A 22360-nucleotide genomic window follows, 5' to 3' on the forward strand; every position below is an offset into this window, starting at 1 on the left:
TCAGTCTGCCAACTCCAGAATACGGACTACCAGTTGAGAAAACGTCATCCCGGCCTGGCGTGCCGCCATCGGCACTAAACTATGACTGGTCATCCCCGGAGAAGTATTTACTTCCAGTAGATAAAACTGGCCATCGCTATCAAGCATGACATCTACGCGCCCCCAACCACTGCAACCCAAAACTTGCCAGGCTTGCAACACTAAAGCTTGCAATTCTTGCTCGCGCGGCTCAATTAAACCGCTCGGGCAGAAATATTGTGTCTCATCAGAGAGATACTTCGCCTCATAATCATAGAAAATTCCGGCGGGTTGGATACGAATTGACGGTAATATTTCTTCGCCTACAATCGCAACCGTGTATTCAGGGCCGCTTAGCCATTTTTCGATTAGCACTTCTTCGTCATGCTCAAAGGCTAATTCAAGCGCTGCTGGCAGTGCTGAAACATTATCAACCTTAGACATACCAACGCTTGAGCCTTCACGACTTGGCTTAACGATAACAGGCAACCCTAAGCTTGCGATGCATTCGACTGTAGCTGCACTAATGCCTGCTTCAACATCACGGCGGCTTAGTGCAACCCATGGAGCAACCGGTAAATCAGCACCTTTCCACAGCAATTTGGTACGCAGTTTATCCATACTGACAGCAGAAGCCATCACGCCGCTACCGGTGTAAGGCAACTTTAGGAGTTCAAGCAAACCCTGCAGCGTTCCGTCCTCTCCGCCACGGCCATGTAAGGCAATAAATACTTTATCAAAGCCCTGCGCTTTCAGTTCAGTAACTAGCGTATTTTTAGGATCGACTTCGTGCGCATCAATTCCTGCTTCTCTGAGGCCTGCAAGAACTGCAGCGCCTGATTGCAATGAAACCTCACGTTCAGCGGAAGTACCGCCCAGCAGGACAGCGATTTTATCAGCCATTTTATTCGCTCTCCTTAGTGTGGGACTGCAATTTAAATTCAGCCAGGTTTCTGGCAACTTTCCCGACATTCCCAGCACCTTGCACCAGGATCAGGTCATTTCCCGTCAAAACTGGCGCTAAAATGTCCGCAATCTGACTGGCATCTGGTACCAGAATGGGGTCAACTTTTCCACGCCCACGAATGGTACGACACAGTGAACGGCTATCAGCACCCGGAATTGCAGCTTCGCCAGCAGAATAAACATCCAGCATCAGCAACGAATCTACCTGAGACAACACGTTAGCAAAATCATCGTACAAATCACGGGTACGAGTGAAACGGTGCGGCTGGAAAATCATGACCAGATTTTTATCCGGCCAACCCGCACGCGCCGCCTTAATGGTTGCATCGACCTCTGTCGGATGGTGACCGTAGTCATCCACCAGCATGGCAGTACCTTCTTTACCATTCACCTGCGCGAGTGGATATTCGCCCAGGAAATCAAAGCGGCGGCCAGTTCCCTGGAAGCTTTCCAGTGCACGCAGAATGTCAGCATCATCAATACCTTCTTCTGTGGCTACAGACACCGCAGCAGCCGCATTTAGTGCATTGTGGCGGCCAGGTGCATTCAGGGTAACGTGCAACGCAGGTTTATCCTGACGCGAAATAGTAAAGTGTCCCTGAGCCCCTTTCTGCTGATAGCTTTCAATGCGCACATCCGCATCTTCGCTAAAACCGTACGTAGTGATTTTGCGACCTACGCGCGGCAACAACTCGCGAATAACCGGATCATCGACACACATTACTGCAAGACCATAGAACGGTAAGTTATGCAGGAAGTTAATAAACGTCTGCTTTAAATTCTCGAAGTCACCCTGGTAAGTATCCATGTGGTCAGCTTCGATATTTGTCACCACAGAAACCATCGGCTGCAAATGGAGGAATGACGCATCACTCTCATCGGCTTCTGCAATCAGGTAACGGCTGTGACCTAAACGCGCATGTGTTCCCGCCGCTTTTACCAGGCCACCGTTCACAAAAGTAGGATCGAGTCCTGCTTCTGCATAAATACTAGAAATCATCGCAGTAGTGGTCGTTTTACCGTGCGTACCGGCAATCGCGATGCCATGACGAAAACGCATCAGCTCGGCCAACATTTCGGCACGACGAATAACGGGAATACGAGCTTCATGGGCCGCAACAATTTCCGGGTTATCCATAGAGATCGCGGTAGAAACCACCACAACGCTCGCATCGAGCACGTTTTCCGGGCGATGATTGAAATAAATCGTGGCGCCCAGCGCCGACAACTGCTGAGTGACCGGGTTCGGAGCCAGATCAGACCCACTGATCTGGTAACCTTCGTTAGCTAAAACTTCGGCAATACCGCCCATACCGGCGCCGCCGATGCCAACAAAGTGAATGTGCCGGACGCGACGCATCTCGGGCACGATAGAACGCAGTTTCGCCAGTTGTTGTGTATTCATTCTCTAACCTGCAGCGTCAAACGCCATTACTTCAAATATTCATGGGCAACACAGCCACCCACAATGATTACGCCAGTGCTGCGGCGCTCACTTCTTTTGCTACCCGCTCTGTGGCATCAGGAATGGATACAGCACGCGCACGTTCAGCCATTGCCAATAACGTTGCTCTGTCCCACCCGGCGAGAGTTTGGGTAACGGCATCCACGGTAAACTGCGGTTGCTCCAGTATTTTTGCCGCTCCAGCTTTTTCCAACGGCAGCGCATTCCAGTATTGCTGCCGGTCTTTGTGCTGGAAGGGTACAAACAGTGCAGGTAACCCTGCCGCCGCGACTTCGCTAACGGTTAATGCACCGGAGCGACAAACCACGACATCGGCCCACGCATAAGCGGCGGCCATATCATCAATAAATTCGGTCACTTTATGCTGAGACTGTCCGACTTCGGCATAACCTTGCTTAACAAATTCCTCACCACCTTTGCCACTCTGGTGCCAAATGGTGATAGCATCGCCCAGTCGACCAGCAACCTGCGGGATGATTTGATTCAGCACTCTTGCGCCCTGAGAACCACCAACAACTAATATCCGCACAGGGCCTTCGCGCCCGGCAAAACGTTCTTGCGGTAATGGTAAAGCCAGCACATCGTTACGTACCGGGTTGCCGACTACGTCAGCATTCGAGAATGCGCCCGGAAATGCCTGCATTACTTTTTTAGCGATCTTTGAAAGCCATTTGTTGGTTAACCCGGCAATACCGTTTTGCTCGTGCAACACCACCGGAATACCAAGCGACCAGGCCGCCACGCCGCCAGGGCCGGATACATAACCGCCCATCCCCAGAACCACGTCCGGACGCCAGGCTTTCATAATGGCCCGCGCCTGACGCCAGGCATTGAAAATACGAACCGGCGCCAGCAACATTGCTTTTAGGCCTTTGCCACGCAAGCCAGAAATACGAATAAAATCGATCTCAATTCCATGTTTAGGAACTAAGTCAGCTTCCATACGATCGGCAGTTCCGAGCCAGCGTACTTGCCAGCCCTGAGCCATTAAGTGATGTGCCACCGCGAGACCCGGGAAGACATGCCCGCCGGTCCCGCCAGCCATCACCATTAACCGCCGGGTTTGATTACTCATCGCACACCCTTCGTAAACGCCTGCGCTTTGGCAAGACGTGTTTCATGATCAATACGCAGCAACATCATGATTGCTGTAGACATAATTAACAGGCTCGAACCACCGTAACTGATCAGTGGTAATGTCAGGCCTTTGGTTGGCAACATACCCGCTGCCGCACCAACGTTTACCAGTGCCTGGAAACTAAACCAGACTCCGATTGAACAGCCTAAGAAGCCCGCAAAACGCTGGTCCATTTCTAATGCACGTTTACCGATGGACATCGCACGAAAAGCCACGAAGAATACCATCAATAAAGCTAGTACCACACCGATATATCCCAGCTCTTCAGCGATAATTGAGAAGATGAAGTCGGTATGTGCTTCTGGTAAATACTCGAGTTTTTGAACTGAGTTACCTAAGCCCTGCCCCCACAATTCTCCGCGGCCAAATGCCATCAGAGACTGTGTTAGCTGGTAGCCACTACCAAATGGGTCATCCCATGGGTTCCAGAATGATGTTACGCGGCGGATACGATACGGCTCGGCAAGGATCAGCAGAATAACGGCTGAGATACCCATACCGATAATGGCCAGGAACTGCCAGAGTTTGGCCCCTGCCAGGAACAGCATCGCCAGCGTGGTAACAAACAGCACAACCACAGTACCAAGGTCAGGCTGCGCCAGCAGTAGCACGGCTAATACCAGAATGACGCCCATCGGTTTGAGGAAGCCACGCAGGTTATTACGTACTTCATCAACCTTACGAACCAGATAGTTGGCGAGATAACAGAACAACGACAGTTTCGTGAACTCGGCTGGCTGAATACGCAACGGGCCGAAAGCAATCCAACGTGATGCACCGTTAACCGAGCTACCAACAACCAGTACAATCAAAAGCATAGCGATTGAGAGCAACAGCATTGCGGTACTGTGACGCTGCCAGAAATCCATCGGAAGGCGTAATGTCACCATTGCCAGCGCAAACGCCAGAACGATGTACAACCCATCACGTTTTGCGAACAGGAAGGGATCATTGGCCAGGCGCTGCCCTACTGGCATAGATGCAGATGTCACCATAATGAAACCGACAGCAGCTAACCCGAAAGTCAGCCATAACAACGTGCGGTCATACATCACGATGTTATTGGAGTCCGCTTCTTTGGTGCCCATCACCCAGCCTTTAAGCGCTGAGCCCAACCAGCCCAGGATGGCAAATCCAGGCACGCGAGGCATACGCAGGCGAGGGAGAGATAAGCGCATCAGCCAAGCTCCTTCGCAAGTAAGGTGAATTGGTCACCACGTTGCTCAAAGTTTTTGAACTGATCGAGGCTTGCACAAGCAGGGGAAAGCAGGACCATATCACCCGCCTTGACACGAGAGGCGATTAATTTCATCGCCTGTTCCATCGTTTCAGTTTGCTCAGCAACATCCGGACGCAATGCAGCAAGTTCAGCACCATCACGACCAAAGCAGTAAAGACGAATTGCAGAGCCTTGCAGGTATTGAGCAAGTGAAGAGAAATCAGCAGATTTGCCATCACCACCCAACAATAGATGCAGAGTACCCTCAACTTTCAAGCCATTTAGCGCCGCTTCAGTGCTACCAACATTGGTCGCTTTAGAATCGTTAATCCAGCGCACGCCGTTACGTTCCCAGGCGAGCTGGAAGCGATGAGCAAGGCCGGTAAATGTTGTAAGTGCTTTCAAGCTACTGGAGCGAGGAAGTTTCACCGCATCAGCCAGCGCCAATGCAGCAAGCGCGTTGGTGTAGTTATGGCGACCAACCACTTTCATCTCTTTGGTGTTGAGTATTTTCTCACCTTTTACCCGCAGCCAGATATCGCCTTGCTGGTGATTAAGGTGATAGTCACCTACGTCGACGCCAAAGCTGATGCAGCGTTCGTCTGCACCACGCACAGGCATCGTCAGCGCGTCATCGGCGTTGACTACACAGACAGTGGCGTTTTCATAAACACGTAATTTGGCTGCACGATACTGCTGCAGACCAAACGGATATCTGTCCATGTGGTCTTCAGTGACGTTAAGAATCGTCGCCGCAGCAGCTTTCAGGCTAAAAGTGGTTTCCAACTGAAAACTGGATAGCTCAAGCACATAAAGCTCACGATTTGGCTCCAGCAGCATTAACGCAGGTAGGCCAATATTTCCACCGACACCCACATTCACACCAGCTGCTTTAGCCATTTCACCGACTAACGTGGTGACGGTGCTTTTACCATTAGAGCCAGTAATCGCCACAATCGGAGCTTGTGCTTCACGACAAAAAAGTTCGATATCACCCACAATTTCAACGCCAGCATCTGCTGCACGGGTCAAATCGGGATGAGCTACAGCGATACCAGGGCTGGCAATAATCAAGTCAGCCGCTAACAACCAGTCTTCGTTGAGTGAACCAGTATGTCGCTCCACCGATTCAGGCAATTTCTCAAGACCCGGTGGTGAAATGCGGGTGTCCATCACACGTGGCGTAACACCACGTGCAAGGAAAAAGTCCACGCAGGACAGGCCGGTGAGGCCCAATCCGATAATGACGACGTTTTTACCCTGGTAATCAGTCATAGTTAACGCACCTTCAGGGTAGCCAGGCCAATCAGGACCAGCATCAGCGAAATAATCCAGAAGCGCACAATGACTCGCGGCTCCGGCCAACCTTTCAATTCATAATGGTGATGAATTGGGGCCATGCGGAAAATGCGCTGCCCGCGCAATTTGAAGGAGCCAACTTGCAAGATGACTGACAGCGTTTCAACCACAAACACGCCACCCATAATGACTAACAGGAATTCCTGACGCAGCAGCACAGCGATAGTTCCGAGTGCGCCACCAAGCGCTAAAGATCCAACGTCACCCATAAATACTTGCGCCGGGTAGGTGTTGAACCACAAGAAACCAAGCCCCGCACCAACAATTGCCGTACAGACAATGACCAGTTCCCCGGCATGACGTAGATATGGAATATGCAGATATTCAGCAAATTTGATGTTACCCGTTGCCCAGGCTACCAGCGCAAACCCAGATGCCACCAGCACAGTTGGCATAATCGCCAGACCATCCAGGCCATCGGTCAGGTTTACTGCGTTGCCAGTACCGACGATAACGAAGTACGCCAATAGTACGTAGAAAAGACCAAGCTGTGGCATTACGTCTTTAAAGAACGGCACAACCAGCTCGGTGGCTGGCGTTCCTTTCCCTACGCTGTACATCGTGAAGGCTACAGCCAGCGCGATGACAGACATCCAGAAGTATTTCCACCGTGCAATCAATCCTTTAGTGTCTTTACGCACCACTTTGCGGTAGTCATCGATAAAGCCAATCACTCCGTAACCAATCAGCACGAACAGCACACACCAGACATAGGGATTTGATGGATATGCCCACATCAACACGGAGATAACGATAGAAGTCAGGATCATAATCCCGCCCATCGTCGGTGTACCGCGTTTGCTGAAATGAGATTCCGGACCGTCGTTACGCACGACCTGGCCGAAGGAGAGTTGCTGCAAACGAGCAATCATACGTGGCCCCATCCATAACGAGATGAACAGAGCAGTCAGCAGGCTGACAATGGCGCGAAACGTCAAATAGGAAAAGACGTTAAAGCCGGAATAATATTTGACCAAATGTTCGGCCAGCCAAACTAACATGTTCCATTCTCCTGTAATGCGTGTACGACCTGTTCCATGGCGGCACTACGTGAACCCTTCACTAAAATGGTAATCATTGAATGCTCTACGAGTAGCGCCCTCAGGCGCACAATTAAAGAAGGCTTATCGGTAAAGTGTTCGCCAACTTCAGAGGCAGTACTGATTGTTTCGCTCAGTGTGCCCACGCTCAGTACGCAATCAATGCCTGACGCTTTTGCTGCTTCCCCCACCTGACGATGGCATTCCACAGATTCTGCACCCAACTCACCCATATCACCGACTACCATCACACGGTAACCCGGCATTTCAGACAGCACCTGTGCTGCAGCGGTCATCGACCCCACATTGGCGTTGTAACTGTCGTCGAGGAGCAGTTGGTTTTCAGAAAGTTGAATCGGGAACAGACGCCCAGGTACGGCCTTAAGCCCTGCCAGACCGATTTTAACCGCCCCCAGAGAAGCGCCTACCGACATCGCAAGTGAGGCCGCAGCCAGCGCATTAGCAATGTTATGGCGACCAGGAAGTGGGAGCGTAACATCAACGTCACCCATTGGTGTTTTGATGGTGAAATCGGTGCCATGCGCGGTGATGTGCACATTGGTTGCAGTAAAATCACTGCCTGTGGCATTCGGTGAAAAACGCCATACTTTGCGCTCACCAATCACTTCCTGCCAGTTCAGCCAGTCATTATTATCTGCGTTGAGAATAGCGATACCGTTCTCAGACAAACCAGCGAATATTTCGCCTTTTGCTTTTGCAACACCGGCAAGCGACCCAAACCCTTCCAGGTGTGCAGCCGCCAGGTTATTTACCAATGCAGCTTCCGGACGCGTGAGATTCACAGTCCAGGCGATTTCACCCTGGTGATTCGCACCGAGCTCAATGACCGCATATTCATGTTCTGGCGTCAGGCGTAACAACGTCATTGGCACGCCAATATCGTTATTCAGATTGCCAGCGGTATATAAGGTGTTACCGCATTCACGCAAAATAGCCGCGGTCATCTCTTTTACAGAGGTTTTGCCGGAAGAGCCGGTCAGCGCGACAATACGTGTTGGAACTTGCTGACGCACCCAGGCTGCGAGCTCGCCAAATGCCTGATGCGTATCGGTAACGACAAGCTGTGGGACATCAATAGCTAACTTGCGGCTAACCAGTAACGCCCCTGCCCCACCTTTCACGGCATCTTGCGCAAAGTCGTGAGCATCATAACGCTCACCTTTCAGTGCGACGAACAGACAGCCCTGCGTTAATTTGCGCGTGTCGGTAGTAACATCAATGATATCGATATCGGCGCCGTGCAGCTCTCCATGCAGGATGGTAGCGAGTTGACTCAATGAAACGCGAATCATGCCACAACCCCCAAAAGACGGGCGACAGTGACACGGTCAGAGTAGTCCAGACGGCGTACACCTACGATTTGATAGTCCTCATGACCTTTCCCAGCCACCAGAACCACATCATTTTCTTGCGCTTGCATAACCGCGTTAGTGACGGCTTCAGCACGGCCTGAAACCACATGTACACGGCCCGCATCCAGCATACCGACCAGAATATCGGCAACGATCGCTTTTGGCTCTTCAGTGCGAGGATTGTCATCGGTAACAACAACAACATCAGCATACTGTTCAGCGATACCCCCCATAATTGGGCGCTTACCTTTATCACGGTCCCCACCACAGCCGAAGACACACCACAGCTTGCCGCTACAATGTAGACGAGCTGCCTGCAGGGCTTTTTCCAGCGCATCTGGTGTATGGGCGTAATCCACCACAACCGTCGGCTTACCAGGAGCTGCGAAAACTTCCATGCGGCCACAAACCGGTTGCAGGCTCGGAGCCGTTTTCAGCAGTTCTTCGAGTGGATAATCCAGCACTAACAGGGTTGCCAACGCTAACAACAAGTTACTGACGTTAAAAGCCCCCATCAGGCGGCTTTCAATTTCTCCATCGCCCCATGAAGAGCTGAACTGGATGGTAGCCCCGCCATCGTGATAATGCACGTTGGTTGCTTTCAACCAACGGCCACGACAGCCTGGCTGCAAATTATTTTCCATCGTAACGGCAACAGCGTCAGGCAAACGCGCTAACCAATTGCGTCCGATTTCATCATCGGCATTAATGATTGCATGACCGTAATCATGTTCGGAGAACAACAACCACTTCGCCGCTTCATAACCTGCCATATCACCGTGGTAATCAAGGTGATCGCGGCTGAGATTGGTGAACACACTGGCGGCGAATTTCAATGCAGAAACACGATGCTGGACCAGCCCGTGTGAGGAGACTTCCATGGCCGCAAAGCTTGCGCCTTCATCAGCCAGAGCCGCCAGCACATGCTGCACGTCAACGGCAGAACCAGTGGTGTTTTCGGTCGGTTTCACATTGCCGAGTAAACCATTGCCCACAGTACCCATAACGGCACTGGTTTCGCCTAATAACTGGCTCCACTGTGCGAGTAACTGAGCAGTAGTCGTTTTGCCATTAGTGCCCGTCACGCCAACCAGGCGTAATGCACTTGAGGGTTCGTTGTAAAAACGCCCAGCCAAAGCAGAAAGTCGTTGATGCAACTGACTCAGATAAATAACCGGCACACCGTGCATTTCACGGATTTCGCCATCTACTGCTTCGCCTTCAGCTTCAGCAACGATAGCGGCTACGCCTTGCGCTATTGCCTGCGGGATATATCGACGCCCGTCCGCCTGATGACCGACTATAGCCACAAAAAGGTCGCCCGATGCCGCCACGCGGCTATCGAGTGTCATTTCTCGCAGAGCTCTCTCCGGCGCTTGTGGCACCCACGGAGCAAGAAGGTCGCGCAAATTACGATCTGCCACCTGATCCCTCATTTTGATTAATTACAAATTCACTTTTTTCACCTGTCGCCAGAGCATCCGGTTCGATATTCATGGTGCGCAGAACGCCGCCCATAATGGCACCGAACACAGGTGCAGAGACGGCACCACCGTAATACTTCCCTGCCTGTGGGTCGTTAATCACCACAACCAGCGCAAATCGAGGGTTACTTGCTGGCGCTACGCCTGCGGTGTAAGCAATGTATTTGTTGACGTATTTTCCGTCCGGGCCGACTTTTTTCGCCGTACCGGTCTTGATTGCAATGCGGTAGCCTTTGATGGCTGCTTTAACGCCACCACCACCAGGCAATGCCACACTTTCCATCATATGAACGACGGTACGAACCAACTGCTCAGGGAAAATACGTTCACCTGGAACCGGTGGATCAACCTTCGTAATTGACAGTGGGCGATACACGCCGTAGCTGCCAATCGTTGCGTAGACTCGCGCTAACTGTAACGGGGTTACCATTAGCCCGTAGCCGAAAGAGAAGGTGGCCCTCTCTATGTCAGACCACCGTTGTTTTTGCGGATATAAGCCACTGCGTTCTCCGACCAGCCCCAAATTGGTCGCTTTTCCCAATCCAAAACGTGAGTAAGTATCTACCAACGCTGAGGAGGGCATCGCTAACGCCAGTTTAGAAACCCCGACGTTACTCGACTTCTGTAGCACCCCGGTAAGGGTCAATTCGCTGTAACGCGCCACATCTTTGATCTCATGACCATTAATGCGGTACGGCACGGTATTCAGAACGGTATTTTCACGTACCACGCCACGTTGCAGCGCAGTCATGACCACCATCGGTTTCACTGTCGAACCCGGCTCGAAAACATCCGTAATGGTACGATTACGCATGATGTCCTTCGGGGTTCCGCTTAAATTATTTGGGTTATAGGATGGACTGTTTGCCATCGCTAACACTTCGCCAGTGCTTACATCGACCAGCACCGCACTACCTGATTCCGCTTTGTTGAAGGCAACAGCATTGTTTAGCTCACGATAAACTAACGCCTGCAAACGTTCATCGATACTCAACGCGAGGTTATGAGCGGCCTGGCTGTCAGTTGAAGAAATGTCTTCAATAACACGCCCGAAACGGTCTTTACGCACGATGCGCTCGCCCGGTTGGCCGGTTAGCCATTTGTCGAAGCTTTTTTCAACACCCTCGATACCCTGGCTATCAACGTTAGTGAAGCCAATGAGGTGAGCGGTTACTTCGCCAGAAGGGTAGTAACGGCGAGATTCCTGACGTAAATGAATGCCGGGAAGTTTGAGTTTTTTGATGTAATCGCCAATATCAGGGTTCACCTGACGGGCGAGATAAATAAATCGGCCTTTCGGGTTGCTGTTAACGCGGGAGGCCAGTTGATCAAGAGGGATTTTCAGAGCATCCGCCAGCGCTTTCCAGCGGTTATCCAGCGTAATACCACCCGCATCATGCAGCTCTTTCGGATCGGCCCAAATCGCATTCACCGGCACGCTTACTGCCAATGGACGACCAGCGCGATCGCTAATCATGCCACGAGAAGTAGAGACTTCCTGCACACGCAAAGAGCGCATGTCTCCCTGGCGAACCAGCATATCTGGCGCAATGATTTGCAGCCAGGCAACGCGCCCCAGCAAGAAAACCAGCGCCAGCAAAATGCAACCGCAAAGCAACGCAAAACGCCAACTTACAAAGTTGGCCTGTTCTTCCTGGCGTTTCGGTTTAAGCGTTTTTGCCGCTGCTCTCATCTGCCACGCGATTCCTTATTGCTGAACTACTATATTTTCCTGCGATGGGTCAACATGCTGCAATTGCAGCTTTTCCGTTGCGACCCGCTCCACCCGGCTATGATCGCCCAGTGCATTTTCTTCCAAAATCAGATTTCGCCATTCGATATCCAGCGCATCACGTTCCACAACCATTTGCTCACGCTGAGCGGTGAGCAGACGGGTGTGGTGAGCGGTTGTCACAACAAAAATGGCAGTAATGATAATGGAGGTGAACAAGATCAGTGGTAGTTTCCCATGACGCAACAAATCACCACCAATCACTCCTGGTAGTGCATGCCGCTCGCCACTGCTCAACTGGCCAGTAACTTTATGTAGGGCTTCTGCCACTTTGCTGATCATGCGTTCGTCCTTTCAGCGATGCGCAGCACCGAACTACGCGCGCGCGGGTTTTCCGCCACTTCTTCATCACCTGGCATCATTTTGCCGATTGATTTTAAATACCTGCCACCGAGCTTATTGAGCTGGGCTTCAGTCATTGGGATACCGGCAGGAACCTGTGGGCCACGGGTGTTTTCGCGCATAAAGCGCTTAACAATGCGGTCTTCAAGAGAATGGAAACTGATAATTGACAGGCGCCCACCCGTTGCCAGTGTTTCAATCGAGCCTTTCAGTGCCTTTTCGATCTCTTCAAGTTCGCTGTTTATCCAGATACGAATAGCCTGGAAAGTACGCGTGGCCGGGTGTTTGAATTTGTCTTTAACCGGCATTGCCGCAGCTACAACCGTCGCAAGTTCTTTAGTGCGTGTCATTGGCTGTTCGCGGTTGCGCTCAATAATGGCGCGCGCAATACGTTTACCAAACTTTTCTTCACCGAAGGTTTTAATCACCCAGGCGATATCTGCTTCTTCAGCACTGAGCAACCATTCCGCAGCTGACTGGCCACGAGTCGGGTCCATACGCATATCCAACGGGCCATCACGCATAAACGAGAAGCCGCGTTCTGCATCATCAAGTTGTGGGGAAGAGACGCCAAGATCCAACAAGATGCCGTCAATTTTGCCTAGTAAGTCGCGTTCGCGTGCATATTCAGCTAATTCAGAGAAAGGTCCATGAATGATAGAGAAACGCGGATCATCAATTGCCTTAGCAGCCTCAATCGCTTGAGGATCGCGGTCGATTGCCAACAGGCGCCCTTCTGGTCCCAGTTGGGAAAGAATCAAGCGAGAGTGACCACCGCGGCCAAACGTGCCATCAATGTAAATGCCATCCTGACGAATGTTGAGACCATTCACGGCCTCATCAAGCAGGACTGAAGTATGTTTAAAATTTTCCATCATTATTTATAGTGACAAGTCCTGCAGACGGTCCGACAAGGTAGTCGTCGTAGTCTGCTCAGCGTCGATGTCTTCCTTGACCTGTTGATGCCAGGTCGTTTCATCCCACAGTTCAAACTTATTGAACTGCCCAACCAGCATCACTTCTTTGGTTAGCCCGGCGTATTGGCGCAAAACAGGTGCCAGCAATAATCGCCCGGCGCTATCCATCTGACATTCACTGGCATGGCCCAGTAATAGTCGCTGCACGCGACGTTCAACCGGGTTCATGCTCGACAGACGAGCTAGCTTTTGTTCGATAATTTCCCACTCGGGAAGGGTATAAAGCAGCAGGCATGGGTGATGAATGTCGATGGTACAAACCATCTGACCTTCAGAGGTTTCGACAAGCGCATCCCGGTAACGGGTAGGTACGGCAAGCCGCCCTTTGCTGTCGAGATTGACTAATGTTGCCCCACGGAACATGCCAGCCTCACCCTTAAATTCCCCTTTCCACCACTTTGACCCACAAATTCCCACCCAAAGGAGTTTACGGAGCGGAGGAAAACCTTGTCAAGCAAGCTACAACGCTGATGGAAATAATTTTCATCTCCTAAGCGATTGATAATTGACTGGCGTGAAAAGGCGCTACATCCACGATGCAAAATTAACGTTATGAATATTTGAAAGAAAAAAGATCAATAAGCATAAATATCGTTAAATCGACTGAAAACCTGCAAGGTAAAATATGAAGTGTTCAGTTTGCGACGCGGTCGGCATTTTAAGGTATTTCTCTGCAGGATAACAGCGCCAGATGCAGGCGAAACGCGGGCTGCGGGTTAGTTTGAATGCTCACTAAGAACTATTGTTTAATTATCGGGCACTTTTACACACTGCTATGTAACAAAATAATTCAGAAGGAGGAATTATATCGATTCTGGAATTAAGAGAAGTGTCTATTATCAATGAAAAATAATTACCTGAATAACCATGGGAAATAAAACGGGATTATTCTTAATTAAGAATGGCAGCCGTAACTGCCAACTCTTGTTAGTGCCGACTTAAACTGCCACGGCGATATAGATTACGACGAATACGGGTTAATCCAGGCTTAGGTTTACGTGGCTCATCGAGGCTTGCCAATACTAATTCCAGTACTCGTTCCGCTACATCACGGTGGCGCTGCGCAACAGCCAATACTGGACATTGCAGGAAATCAAGCAGCTCATTGTCTCCGAAAGTCGCAATAGCTAGCTCTGACGGCAAATGCCCTTCACGACGCAATGTTACATCCATGACACCTTGTAATAATGCAAAAGAAGTGGTGTACAGAGCCTGCGGCATTGGGTGAGTTTCCAACCACTTATCAAAAAGCTGCGCTGCTGCTTCACGCTCATAACTATTCGCATATAAGAAGTGCACTTCACGTGGATCATCTTTCCACGCGCTGCGGAAACCTTGTTCACGCAAGTAACTAACTGACAATTCCGGCAACGCGCCAAGATAAAGAACCGTTTCAGCAGGGAAAGTACGCAGCTCGCTGGCCAGCATCTCCGCGTCTTCCTGATCTGCACCGACTACGCTGATGAAATTTTCACGATCGAGTGCACGGTCAAGTGCGATGATAGGAAACGGATCGTTTGCCCAACGCTGATAGAAAGGGTGTTCAGGTGGCAATGAAGTTGAAACAATGATCGCATCAACCTGGCGTTGTAGCAGATGCTCAATACAACGCATTTCATTATCAGGTTGATCTTCAGAGCACGCGATAAGCAACTGATATCCACGCTGACGAGCCTGACGCTCCAGATAGTTGGCGATACGGGTATAACTTGTGTTCTCAAGGTCTGGAATAACTAATCCGATAGAACGCGTGCGCCCGGCACGTAATCCTGCAGCCACAGCATTCGGGTGGTAGTTATGTTCGCGTACAACTGCCATGACTTTCTCAACGGTCTTATCGCTAACGCGATACTGTTTTGCCTTACCGTTGATGACGTAGCTCGCCGTGGTGCGCGAAACTCCAGCCAGGCGCGCGATTTCATCCAATTTCACAGTAGCCCCTTATTTAGGATTTCCATAACCATACCCTGGTCATGGTTTCATTTTTATCATCTAAGCGCAGAATAATACCTCGGGCAACCGCTTTTGCTGGCAGTTGCTGCGCCATTTGCAAAAAAAACCCGGTACGTGTTTTACCGGGTTTATTATTTAGCCGCCTTTACCGGCTAGCGCATAATCTTATCGCCACGCGATACGCCTACAATACCTGAGCGTGCTACTTCCACAATCTTAGCCACTTCACGAATGGTATTCAGGAACGCATCCAGTTTGTCGCTGGTTCCTGCCAGTTGAACCGTGTAGAGCGTTGGTGTGACATCAATGATTTGCCCACGGAAGATTTCTGCGTTGCGCTTCACTTCTTCACGCCCGTAACCACTTGCCTGCACTTTTACCAGCATGATTTCACGCTCGACATGCGCCCCTTGCACCAGTTCGCTGACACGCAGGACATCCACTAGTTTATGCAGTTGCTTTTCAATCTGCTCCAACACTTTCGCATCACCAACCGTTTGGATAGTCATGCGAGACAGGGTGGGATCGTCAGTCGGAGCCACAGTCAGACTTTCAATGTTGTAACCGCGCTGAGCAAATAAGCCTATAACACGGGACAGCGCCCCGGACTCATTTTCGAGTAATACAGATAATATCCGGCGCATAATCAGGTTCTCTCCGTTTTGCTTAACCACATCTCATCCATACCACCGCCACGGATCTGCATTGGGTACACATGCTCAGTGCCATCAACTGCGACGTCGACAAATACCAGACGCTGGTTACCTACCGCCTCCAGCGCTTCGATCAGTTTGCTTTCCAGCTCATGCGGCTCGTTAATGTTGATCCCAACATGCCCATAAGCTTCCGCAACACGCACAAAATCAGGTAACGACTCCATGTAGGATTGAGAATGGCGGCCAGAATAAATCATGTCTTGCCACTGTTTCACCATACCGAGATAACGGTTGTTGAGGTTAAGCACCAATACCGGCAAACCGTATTGCAGCGCGGTAGAGAGTTCCTGGATATTCATTTGAATACTGCCATCACCCGTAACACAAACCACGGTTTCGTCTGGTAATGCCAGCTTCACACCCAGTGCGGCTGGCAAACCAAAGCCCATAGTGCCGAGGCCACCAGAGTTAATCCAACGGCGAGGTTTATCAAAGGTGTAATAAAGTGCAGCAAACATTTGGTGCTGACCGACATCTGAGGTGACGTAAGCCTCGCCTTTGGTCAAACGATAGATAGTTTCAATCACCGCCTGCGGCTTAATCTTATCGCTTGTTCTGTCAAACTCCAGACACTGACGTGCACGCCATTGCTCAATCTGGTGCCACCAGTCACGGATATCATCGCAGGATTGCGACATATCTTCCTGCACCACCAGCTCCAGCATTTGTTGTAAAACCTGACGCGCATCGCCAACAATAGGAATATCCGCACCGACAGTTTTAGAAATAGAAGTTGGGTCGATATCAATATGCAGCACTGTCGCATTCGGGCAGTACTTCGCGAGATTGTTGGTGGTTCGGTCATCAAAGCGCACACCGACACCGAAAATTACATCGGAGTTGTGCATCACCATGTTGGCTTCGTAGGTTCCGTGCATACCTAACATGCCTAATGCCTGCCGATGAGTCCCTGGAAACACGCCAAGACCCATTAAAGAGGAGACCACCGGAATATTCAGCTTCTGGGCTAACTCAAGCAGCTCATCATGGCAGCCAGACGTGATCGCTCCACCACCGACATACATGACCGGCTTTTTCGCCGCCAGCAAGGTTTGCAATGCGCGCTTAATTTGCCCTTTGTGCCCCTGAGTTGTGGGGTTGTAAGAACGCATACTGACTGTTTCGGGGTAACTGTAAGGGAACTTATTTGCCGGACTCATAATGTCTTTTGGCAAATCGACCACAACCGGCCCAGGGCGACCACTTGCAGCAAGCCAGAAGGCTTTTTTGATGATGCCAGGAATGTCTTCTGCTTGTTTGACTAGAAAGCTGTGTTTCACGACCGGACGCGAAATCCCCACCATGTCGCACTCCTGGAATGCATCATAGCCAATCAGCGATGTAGCAACCTGACCAGAAAGCACCACCATTGGAATGGAGTCCATATAAGCAGTGGCGATACCTGTAATCGCATTTGTGGCACCGGGACCAGATGTCACCAGCACGACACCTACTTCGCCGGTTGCACGCGCCAGGCCATCAGCCATATGCACTGCTGCTTGTTCATGGCGTACCAGCACGTGATCAATGCCGCCAATAGTATGAAGCGCATCATAGATATCGAGTACTGCGCCTCCTGGGTAACCGAATACATGTTTAACGCCCTGATCGATAAGCGATCGGACGACCATCTCGGCTCCTGACAACATCTCCATGGTTTGCCTCCAGGCTTACGTGTTTGACCGACCACCGAAATCATTTCAGCTAAGTCGTTGAGGCAGGTTGTTGCGCCCTGCATATGTCTTTTTATTATTGATAGTTACCTAACATAACCGTTGAAAATCAGGCAATCAATTACCAATGTTCACGCCTCAAACAGGGATTTTCTTGCGACCACTACAAAACCCTCGACTGGCAGAGTTAAGCTCTGAATATAAGGAGAAATGATGACTGAAAATATTACGAATGGTGGCTTTGCAGGATAAATCTAATTAGCGCGCGATTTATCAGATGTTCTGGAGAGAAAGCACAAAATCAACTAAAGCGGAAAAAACTACAAAAACCAATAAAAGAAGGATAACCGGATGGTTTTAACCACCCGGATAACTCAGAAGAAGATTCTAAATCTATTTACTACACACCGTGGTTAGCAATTTCTCCATCCATTGGTGCCCTTTATCGCGGCCGGCGGCTTCATGCCACGATAAATAACAAGTGACCGTATTATCCTTTAGCGGCAATGGGAATGTTTGCAAATTAAGTGAGTCAGAAAACTCCTCTGCTAACCAGCGTGGTGCTATCGCAACCAGTTGCGTCTGCGACACAATATTTAAAACGCTGGTCATTGCCATGCCTTGATAGGCAATACAGGCTAGTCTATCTGCTGTTTGATACCATGGTGCACTGAATGATGCAAAGCGTTCCAGAGAAACAACCGCATGTTTTTCGTTATAAATATCTTCTTCAGTTAATGGTTTAACTAAACGTGGATGTTTCTTACTAGCCACCAGGACCATTTCATCTTCAAATAATGGAATACATGTAAACTCAGGACGACGAAATTCAGTATAGCTAATAACAAACTCTGTTTCCTGATAACGCAATTGATGTTCAATATCTTTATTTAAAGACGACTTAAAGAGTAACTGAATTCCTGGCGCAAAGCGTTTCACATTATTAAAGATAACTGATGTTAAAAAATTGTCTAAAGGACTGCTGACACAAATGTTAAACACCCTTTCACTGCAGCCTGGATCAAAGCCTGCTCCTGGCAACTCATTCTGTACCAACTGTAAAGCCTGGCGGATGGAGCCAAACAGTTGGAAAGCGCGAGCCGTAGGCTGTATACCTCGACCATACCGCACGAATAGCTCATCATTGAACATTATTTTCAATCGGGCTACCGCATTACTCACTGCGGGCTGAGACATCCCCAGAGTTTGAGCTGCACGGGTAATATTCTGCACTTGCATAACAGCATCAAATACAGTTAATAAATTTAAATCAACAGAACGTAGTTGAGGTTTAAACCCATCATGAGCTGTTGGTTGTTCTACATAATTATCAGACATGGCTAACTCCACTAAGATGGTTCGTCCTTTTTCACAGATTAATTCTGCGGGCTATCCTTATTATCACTTGCTAAGCAGAACATGCTGATCAATACGATTGAAAACATCATTTAAAAATAAAAATATAATTTTTTATTCATGTTCCCTGACACGCCAACACGGCTTTAGCTACTGACAAGTCTGGTACAACTATAAAGATGCAAATAACTTCTTTCAGTCAATTGATTCCTGAATCAGGCTAATGAAATCACAAAATGACTTTACGCACAATGATTCACCCAATGAATTATATATCAATCATGGATAACATCTCTGGTCGGAAACAATAGTTCTACTGGTAATCGAGTGATAAGGAAAGGAGACAAATTCCTAAAATAGAGTCATGACCGTGAATAACCCTCTTAAATCATAATCATGATGAATGAAAGTGATAGAAAACATATTATTTTTAATTGTTTCTGATGATTTCATTTTCACATAAAACGGTAAGCAGTCCTTTTTCATACCTTTTATAAATATTATGAAAAATTGATATACCAGCACAAATAACTGTCCATCACACCCACCTAACTATCCCCAAAACTGTGCCTGAGAGAATCGATTGTTGACACAGCAGGGCAGATCAAGTACCAATAAATGCATAACGAATTCACTTGGGGCTTGAAAACATGATTCGCACCATTCGCCTACTAGGTCTACTACTAAACGCAACTTCTTTGCGCGGTAGGCTGGTGGGCGAAATCGAACGTTGATTCAAGCCATCAGACAGAAAAAACCCGCGCCACTGCGCGGGTTTTTTTATGCTCGTAGCAAGGGCCCCTAAGACGAGAAAGGACCACAACATGAGCCAACAAGTCATTATTTTCGATACTACTTTGCGTGATGGTGAGCAGGCATTACAGGCAAGTCTGAGTGTAAAAGAGAAGCTGCAAATTGCGATGGCGCTGGAACGTATGGGTGTTGACGTAATGGAAGTTGGTTTCCCGGTTTCATCTCCTGGCGACTTCGAATCTGTACAGACCATCGCTCGCAATATCAAAAATAGCCGTGTATGTGGTCTCGCTCGCTGTGTTGATAAAGATATTGATGTTGCTGCTGAAGCGTTGAAGATTGCTGAAGCATTCCGTATTCATGTGTTTCTGGCCACGTCCACCATGCACATTGAAACCAAATTACGCAGCACCTTCGATGATGTGTTAGCTCGCGCAGTCAATTCTGTTAAACGCGCCCGTAACTACACTGACGACGTAGAGTTCTCATGTGAAGATGCAGGCCGTACTCCAATCGATAACCTGTGCCGTATAGTAGAAGCCGCCATTGGCGCAGGCGCTACAACTATCAACATTCCAGACACCGTGGGTTATACCACACCGGTACAGTTCGGCGGCATTATTCAGACTTTGTATAATCGCGTACCTAACATTGATAAAGCCATTATCTCCGTTCACTGCCACGACGATCTGGGCATGGCAACAGGTAACTCTATCGCTGCAATTCAGGCGGGTGCTCGTCAGGTTGAAGGTACACTGAACGGTATCGGCGAACGTGCCGGTAACACCGCGCTGGAAGAAGTCATTATGGCGATTAAAGTACGCGGCCAAATGTTAGACGTGCATACCAATATCAATCACCATGAAATTTACCGCACCAGCCAAATCGTTAGCCAGCTGTGCAACATGCCAATCCCTGCCAACAAAGCCATCGTCGGTTCCAATGCTTTCGCTCACTCCTCCGGTATTCACCAGGATGGCGTGCTGAAAAACCGTGAAAACTACGAAATCATGACCCCGGAAACTATTGGTCTGAATCAGGTGCAGTTGAACCTGACATCCCGTTCTGGTCGCGCGGCTGTGAAACACCGCATGGAAGAGATGGGTTATAAAGAGGACGATTACAACCTGGACTCTTTGTACGACGCTTTCCTGAAACTGGCCGACAAAAAAGGGCAGGTCTTTGACTACGATTTGGAAGCGCTGGCGTTCATTGGCAAGCAACAAGAAGAGCCAGAACACTTCCGCATGGAATACTTCAACGTGCAGTCGGGCTCAAGTGTGATTTCAACCGCTTCTGTCCAGTTGCAATGCGGTGAAGAAACGCAGTCTGAAGCAGCAACAGGCAACGGCCCGGTCGATGCGGTCTACCAGGCGATTAACCGCATCACCAATTACGATGTCGAATTAGTGAAATATCAGCTGTCCGCGAAAGGTCAGGGTAAAGATGCTCTGGGTCAGGTAGATATTGTTGTGACTCATAAAGGCCGCCGCTTCCATGGCGTAGGACTTGCGACCGATATCGTAGAATCTTCAGCGAAAGCGATGATAAATGTGCTGAACAACATCTGGCGCGCAGGCATCGTCGAAAAAGAATTGCAACGCAAAGCTCATAATAAAGAAAATAATCAGGAAACCGTGTGACATGTCAAAAACTCATCATATAGCAGTATTGCCGGGGGACGGCATTGGCCCAGAAGTTATGGCTCAGGCGTTGAAAGTGCTGGATGCAGTTCGTACGCGCTTCGATATGCGTATTACCACCAGTCAATATGACGTGGGTGGGATTGCCATCGACCGTCACGGCAACCCATTGCCACCAGTTACCGTTGAAGGCTGCGAGCAAGCTGATGCCATTCTGTTCGGCTCCGTAGGCGGCCCGAAATGGGAGCACCTGCCGCCGGTTGAACAACCTGAACGTGGCGCATTGCTGCCGCTGCGCAAGCACTTTAAATTATTCAGCAACCTGCGCCCTGCCCGCTTGTATAAAGGCCTGGAAGAATTTTGCCCACTGCGTGCAGATATCGCCGCTAACGGTTTCGACATTCTGTGTGTGCGTGAATTGACTGGCGGTATCTACTTCGGCCAGCCGAAAGGTCGCGAAGGCTCCGGTATGCATGAAAAAGCTTTTGATACTGAAGTTTATTACCGCTTCGAGATCGAACGTATCGCGCGTATAGCTTTCGAGTCCGCCCGCAAACGCCGGAACATCGTCACCTCGATTGATAAAGCTAACGTACTGCAATCTTCGGTAATGTGGCGCCAAATCGTTAATGAAATCGCCAACGAATACCCGGACGTCACGCTGACGCACATGTACATCGACAACGCCACCATGCAGTTGATTAAAGACCCGTCTCAGTTTGACGTGTTGCTGTGCTCCAACCTGTTTGGCGATATTCTGTCTGACGAGTGCGCAATGATCACCGGCTCTATGGGCATGTTGCCCTCTGCAAGCCTGAACGAGCAAGGTTTTGGCCTGTATGAACCTGCGGGCGGCTCCGCGCCAGATATTGCAGGTAAAAATATTGCTAACCCAATTGCGCAAATCCTGTCTCTGGCTCTGTTATTGCGCTACAGCCTGGACGCTGAAGAGGCCGCTTTGGCCATCGAAAACGCTATCAACATTGCGCTGGAAGAAGGTTTCCGTACCGGCGATTTGGCTCGCGATGGCAATGCAATCAGCACCGACGAAATGGGCGATACCATTGCTCACTTCGTGGCAGAGGGGAAATAA

18 protein-coding genes are annotated in these 22360 nt (G+C 49.7%); 2 read left to right on the forward strand and 16 right to left on the reverse strand.

Annotated elements, in window-relative coordinates; genetic code table 11:
• From IX31_RS18495 to leuO, 16 genes are all read right to left on the reverse strand, one after another.
• A complete protein-coding gene (locus tag IX31_RS18495; RefSeq protein ID WP_034460942.1) occupies positions 1-921 on the reverse strand; it encodes a D-alanine--D-alanine ligase in 921 nt (306 codons plus the stop codon).
• Position 922: 1 nt separating this feature from the next.
• Positions 923-2389, reverse strand: coding sequence for a UDP-N-acetylmuramate--L-alanine ligase (murC, locus tag IX31_RS18500; RefSeq protein WP_034460943.1), 1467 nt, complete (start codon positions 2387-2389; stop codon positions 923-925).
• Between the two features lie 67 nt (positions 2390-2456).
• Positions 2457-3524, reverse strand: a complete 1068-nt coding sequence (murG, locus tag IX31_RS18505) for an undecaprenyldiphospho-muramoylpentapeptide beta-N-acetylglucosaminyltransferase (protein WP_034460944.1) — start codon at positions 3522-3524, stop codon at positions 2457-2459.
• On the reverse strand, positions 3521-4765 hold the full coding sequence (gene ftsW / locus IX31_RS18510) for a cell division protein FtsW (protein WP_034460945.1): 1245 nt from the start codon (positions 4763-4765) through the stop codon (positions 3521-3523). The genes murG and ftsW overlap by 4 nt, the downstream gene beginning before the upstream one ends.
• Positions 4765-6081: a UDP-N-acetylmuramoyl-L-alanine--D-glutamate ligase gene (gene murD / locus IX31_RS18515; protein ID WP_034460946.1), complete on the reverse strand. Its 1317-nt coding sequence runs from the start codon at positions 6079-6081 to the stop codon at positions 4765-4767. Before murD ends, ftsW begins: the two co-directional genes overlap by 1 nt.
• A gap of 2 nt (positions 6082-6083) precedes the next feature.
• Entirely contained in the window at positions 6084-7166 is a 1083-nt protein-coding gene (gene mraY, locus IX31_RS18520) for a phospho-N-acetylmuramoyl-pentapeptide-transferase (protein ID WP_034460947.1), read from the reverse strand.
• Positions 7160-8518, reverse strand: coding sequence for a UDP-N-acetylmuramoyl-tripeptide--D-alanyl-D-alanine ligase (murF, locus tag IX31_RS18525; protein WP_034460948.1), 1359 nt, complete (start codon positions 8516-8518; stop codon positions 7160-7162). Before murF ends, mraY begins: the two co-directional genes overlap by 7 nt.
• Positions 8515-10002 carry a UDP-N-acetylmuramoyl-L-alanyl-D-glutamate--2,6-diaminopimelate ligase gene (murE, locus tag IX31_RS18530; protein ID WP_034460950.1) on the reverse strand — a complete coding sequence of 496 codons (1488 nt, stop codon included), beginning with the start codon at positions 10000-10002 and terminating at the stop codon, positions 8515-8517. The genes murF and murE overlap by 4 nt, the downstream gene beginning before the upstream one ends.
• Positions 9989-11755, reverse strand: a complete 1767-nt coding sequence (locus IX31_RS18535) for a peptidoglycan glycosyltransferase FtsI (protein WP_034460951.1) — start codon at positions 11753-11755, stop codon at positions 9989-9991. The genes murE and IX31_RS18535 overlap by 14 nt, the downstream gene beginning before the upstream one ends.
• A gap of 15 nt (positions 11756-11770) precedes the next feature.
• Complete coding sequence (ftsL, locus tag IX31_RS18540) at positions 11771-12136, reverse strand: cell division protein FtsL (RefSeq protein WP_034460952.1); 366 nt, start codon at positions 12134-12136, stop codon at positions 11771-11773.
• Positions 12133-13074, reverse strand: a complete 942-nt coding sequence (rsmH, locus tag IX31_RS18545; RefSeq protein ID WP_034460953.1) for a 16S rRNA (cytosine(1402)-N(4))-methyltransferase RsmH — start codon at positions 13072-13074, stop codon at positions 12133-12135. The genes ftsL and rsmH overlap by 4 nt, the downstream gene beginning before the upstream one ends.
• Before the next feature lie 3 nt (positions 13075-13077).
• Positions 13078-13536 carry a division/cell wall cluster transcriptional repressor MraZ gene (gene mraZ / locus IX31_RS18550; protein WP_034460954.1) on the reverse strand — a complete coding sequence of 153 codons (459 nt, stop codon included), beginning with the start codon at positions 13534-13536 and terminating at the stop codon, positions 13078-13080.
• A gap of 564 nt (positions 13537-14100) precedes the next feature.
• Positions 14101-15105, reverse strand: a complete 1005-nt coding sequence (cra, locus tag IX31_RS18555) for a catabolite repressor/activator (protein ID WP_034460955.1) — start codon at positions 15103-15105, stop codon at positions 14101-14103.
• 173 nt (positions 15106-15278) lie between these two features.
• Complete coding sequence (gene ilvN / locus IX31_RS18560) at positions 15279-15770, reverse strand: acetolactate synthase small subunit (RefSeq protein ID WP_034460956.1); 492 nt, start codon at positions 15768-15770, stop codon at positions 15279-15281.
• Between the two features lie 2 nt (positions 15771-15772).
• The gene (gene ilvI, locus IX31_RS18565; protein WP_072009481.1) at positions 15773-17497 is read right to left on the reverse strand and encodes an acetolactate synthase 3 large subunit; all 1725 of its coding nucleotides are present in this window, start codon (positions 17495-17497) and stop codon (positions 15773-15775) included.
• Between the two features lie 411 nt (positions 17498-17908).
• Positions 17909-18853 (reverse strand): transcriptional regulator LeuO, encoded by a 945-nt coding sequence (gene leuO / locus IX31_RS18570; protein ID WP_034460959.1) that lies wholly within the window; start codon positions 18851-18853, stop codon positions 17909-17911.
• An 842-nt stretch (positions 18854-19695) separates the two neighbouring features.
• Here leuO and leuA point away from each other — a divergent pair.
• Positions 19696-21267, forward strand: a complete 1572-nt coding sequence (leuA, locus tag IX31_RS18575; protein ID WP_034460961.1) for a 2-isopropylmalate synthase — start codon at positions 19696-19698, stop codon at positions 21265-21267.
• A 1-nt stretch (position 21268) separates the two neighbouring features.
• On the forward strand, positions 21269-22360 hold the full coding sequence (leuB, locus tag IX31_RS18580) for a 3-isopropylmalate dehydrogenase (RefSeq protein ID WP_034460962.1): 1092 nt from the start codon (positions 21269-21271) through the stop codon (positions 22358-22360).

The organism is Buttiauxella noackiae (assembly GCF_000737905.1).
In the GTDB taxonomy this organism is placed as follows: Bacteria; Pseudomonadota; Gammaproteobacteria; order Enterobacterales; family Enterobacteriaceae; genus Buttiauxella; species Buttiauxella noackiae.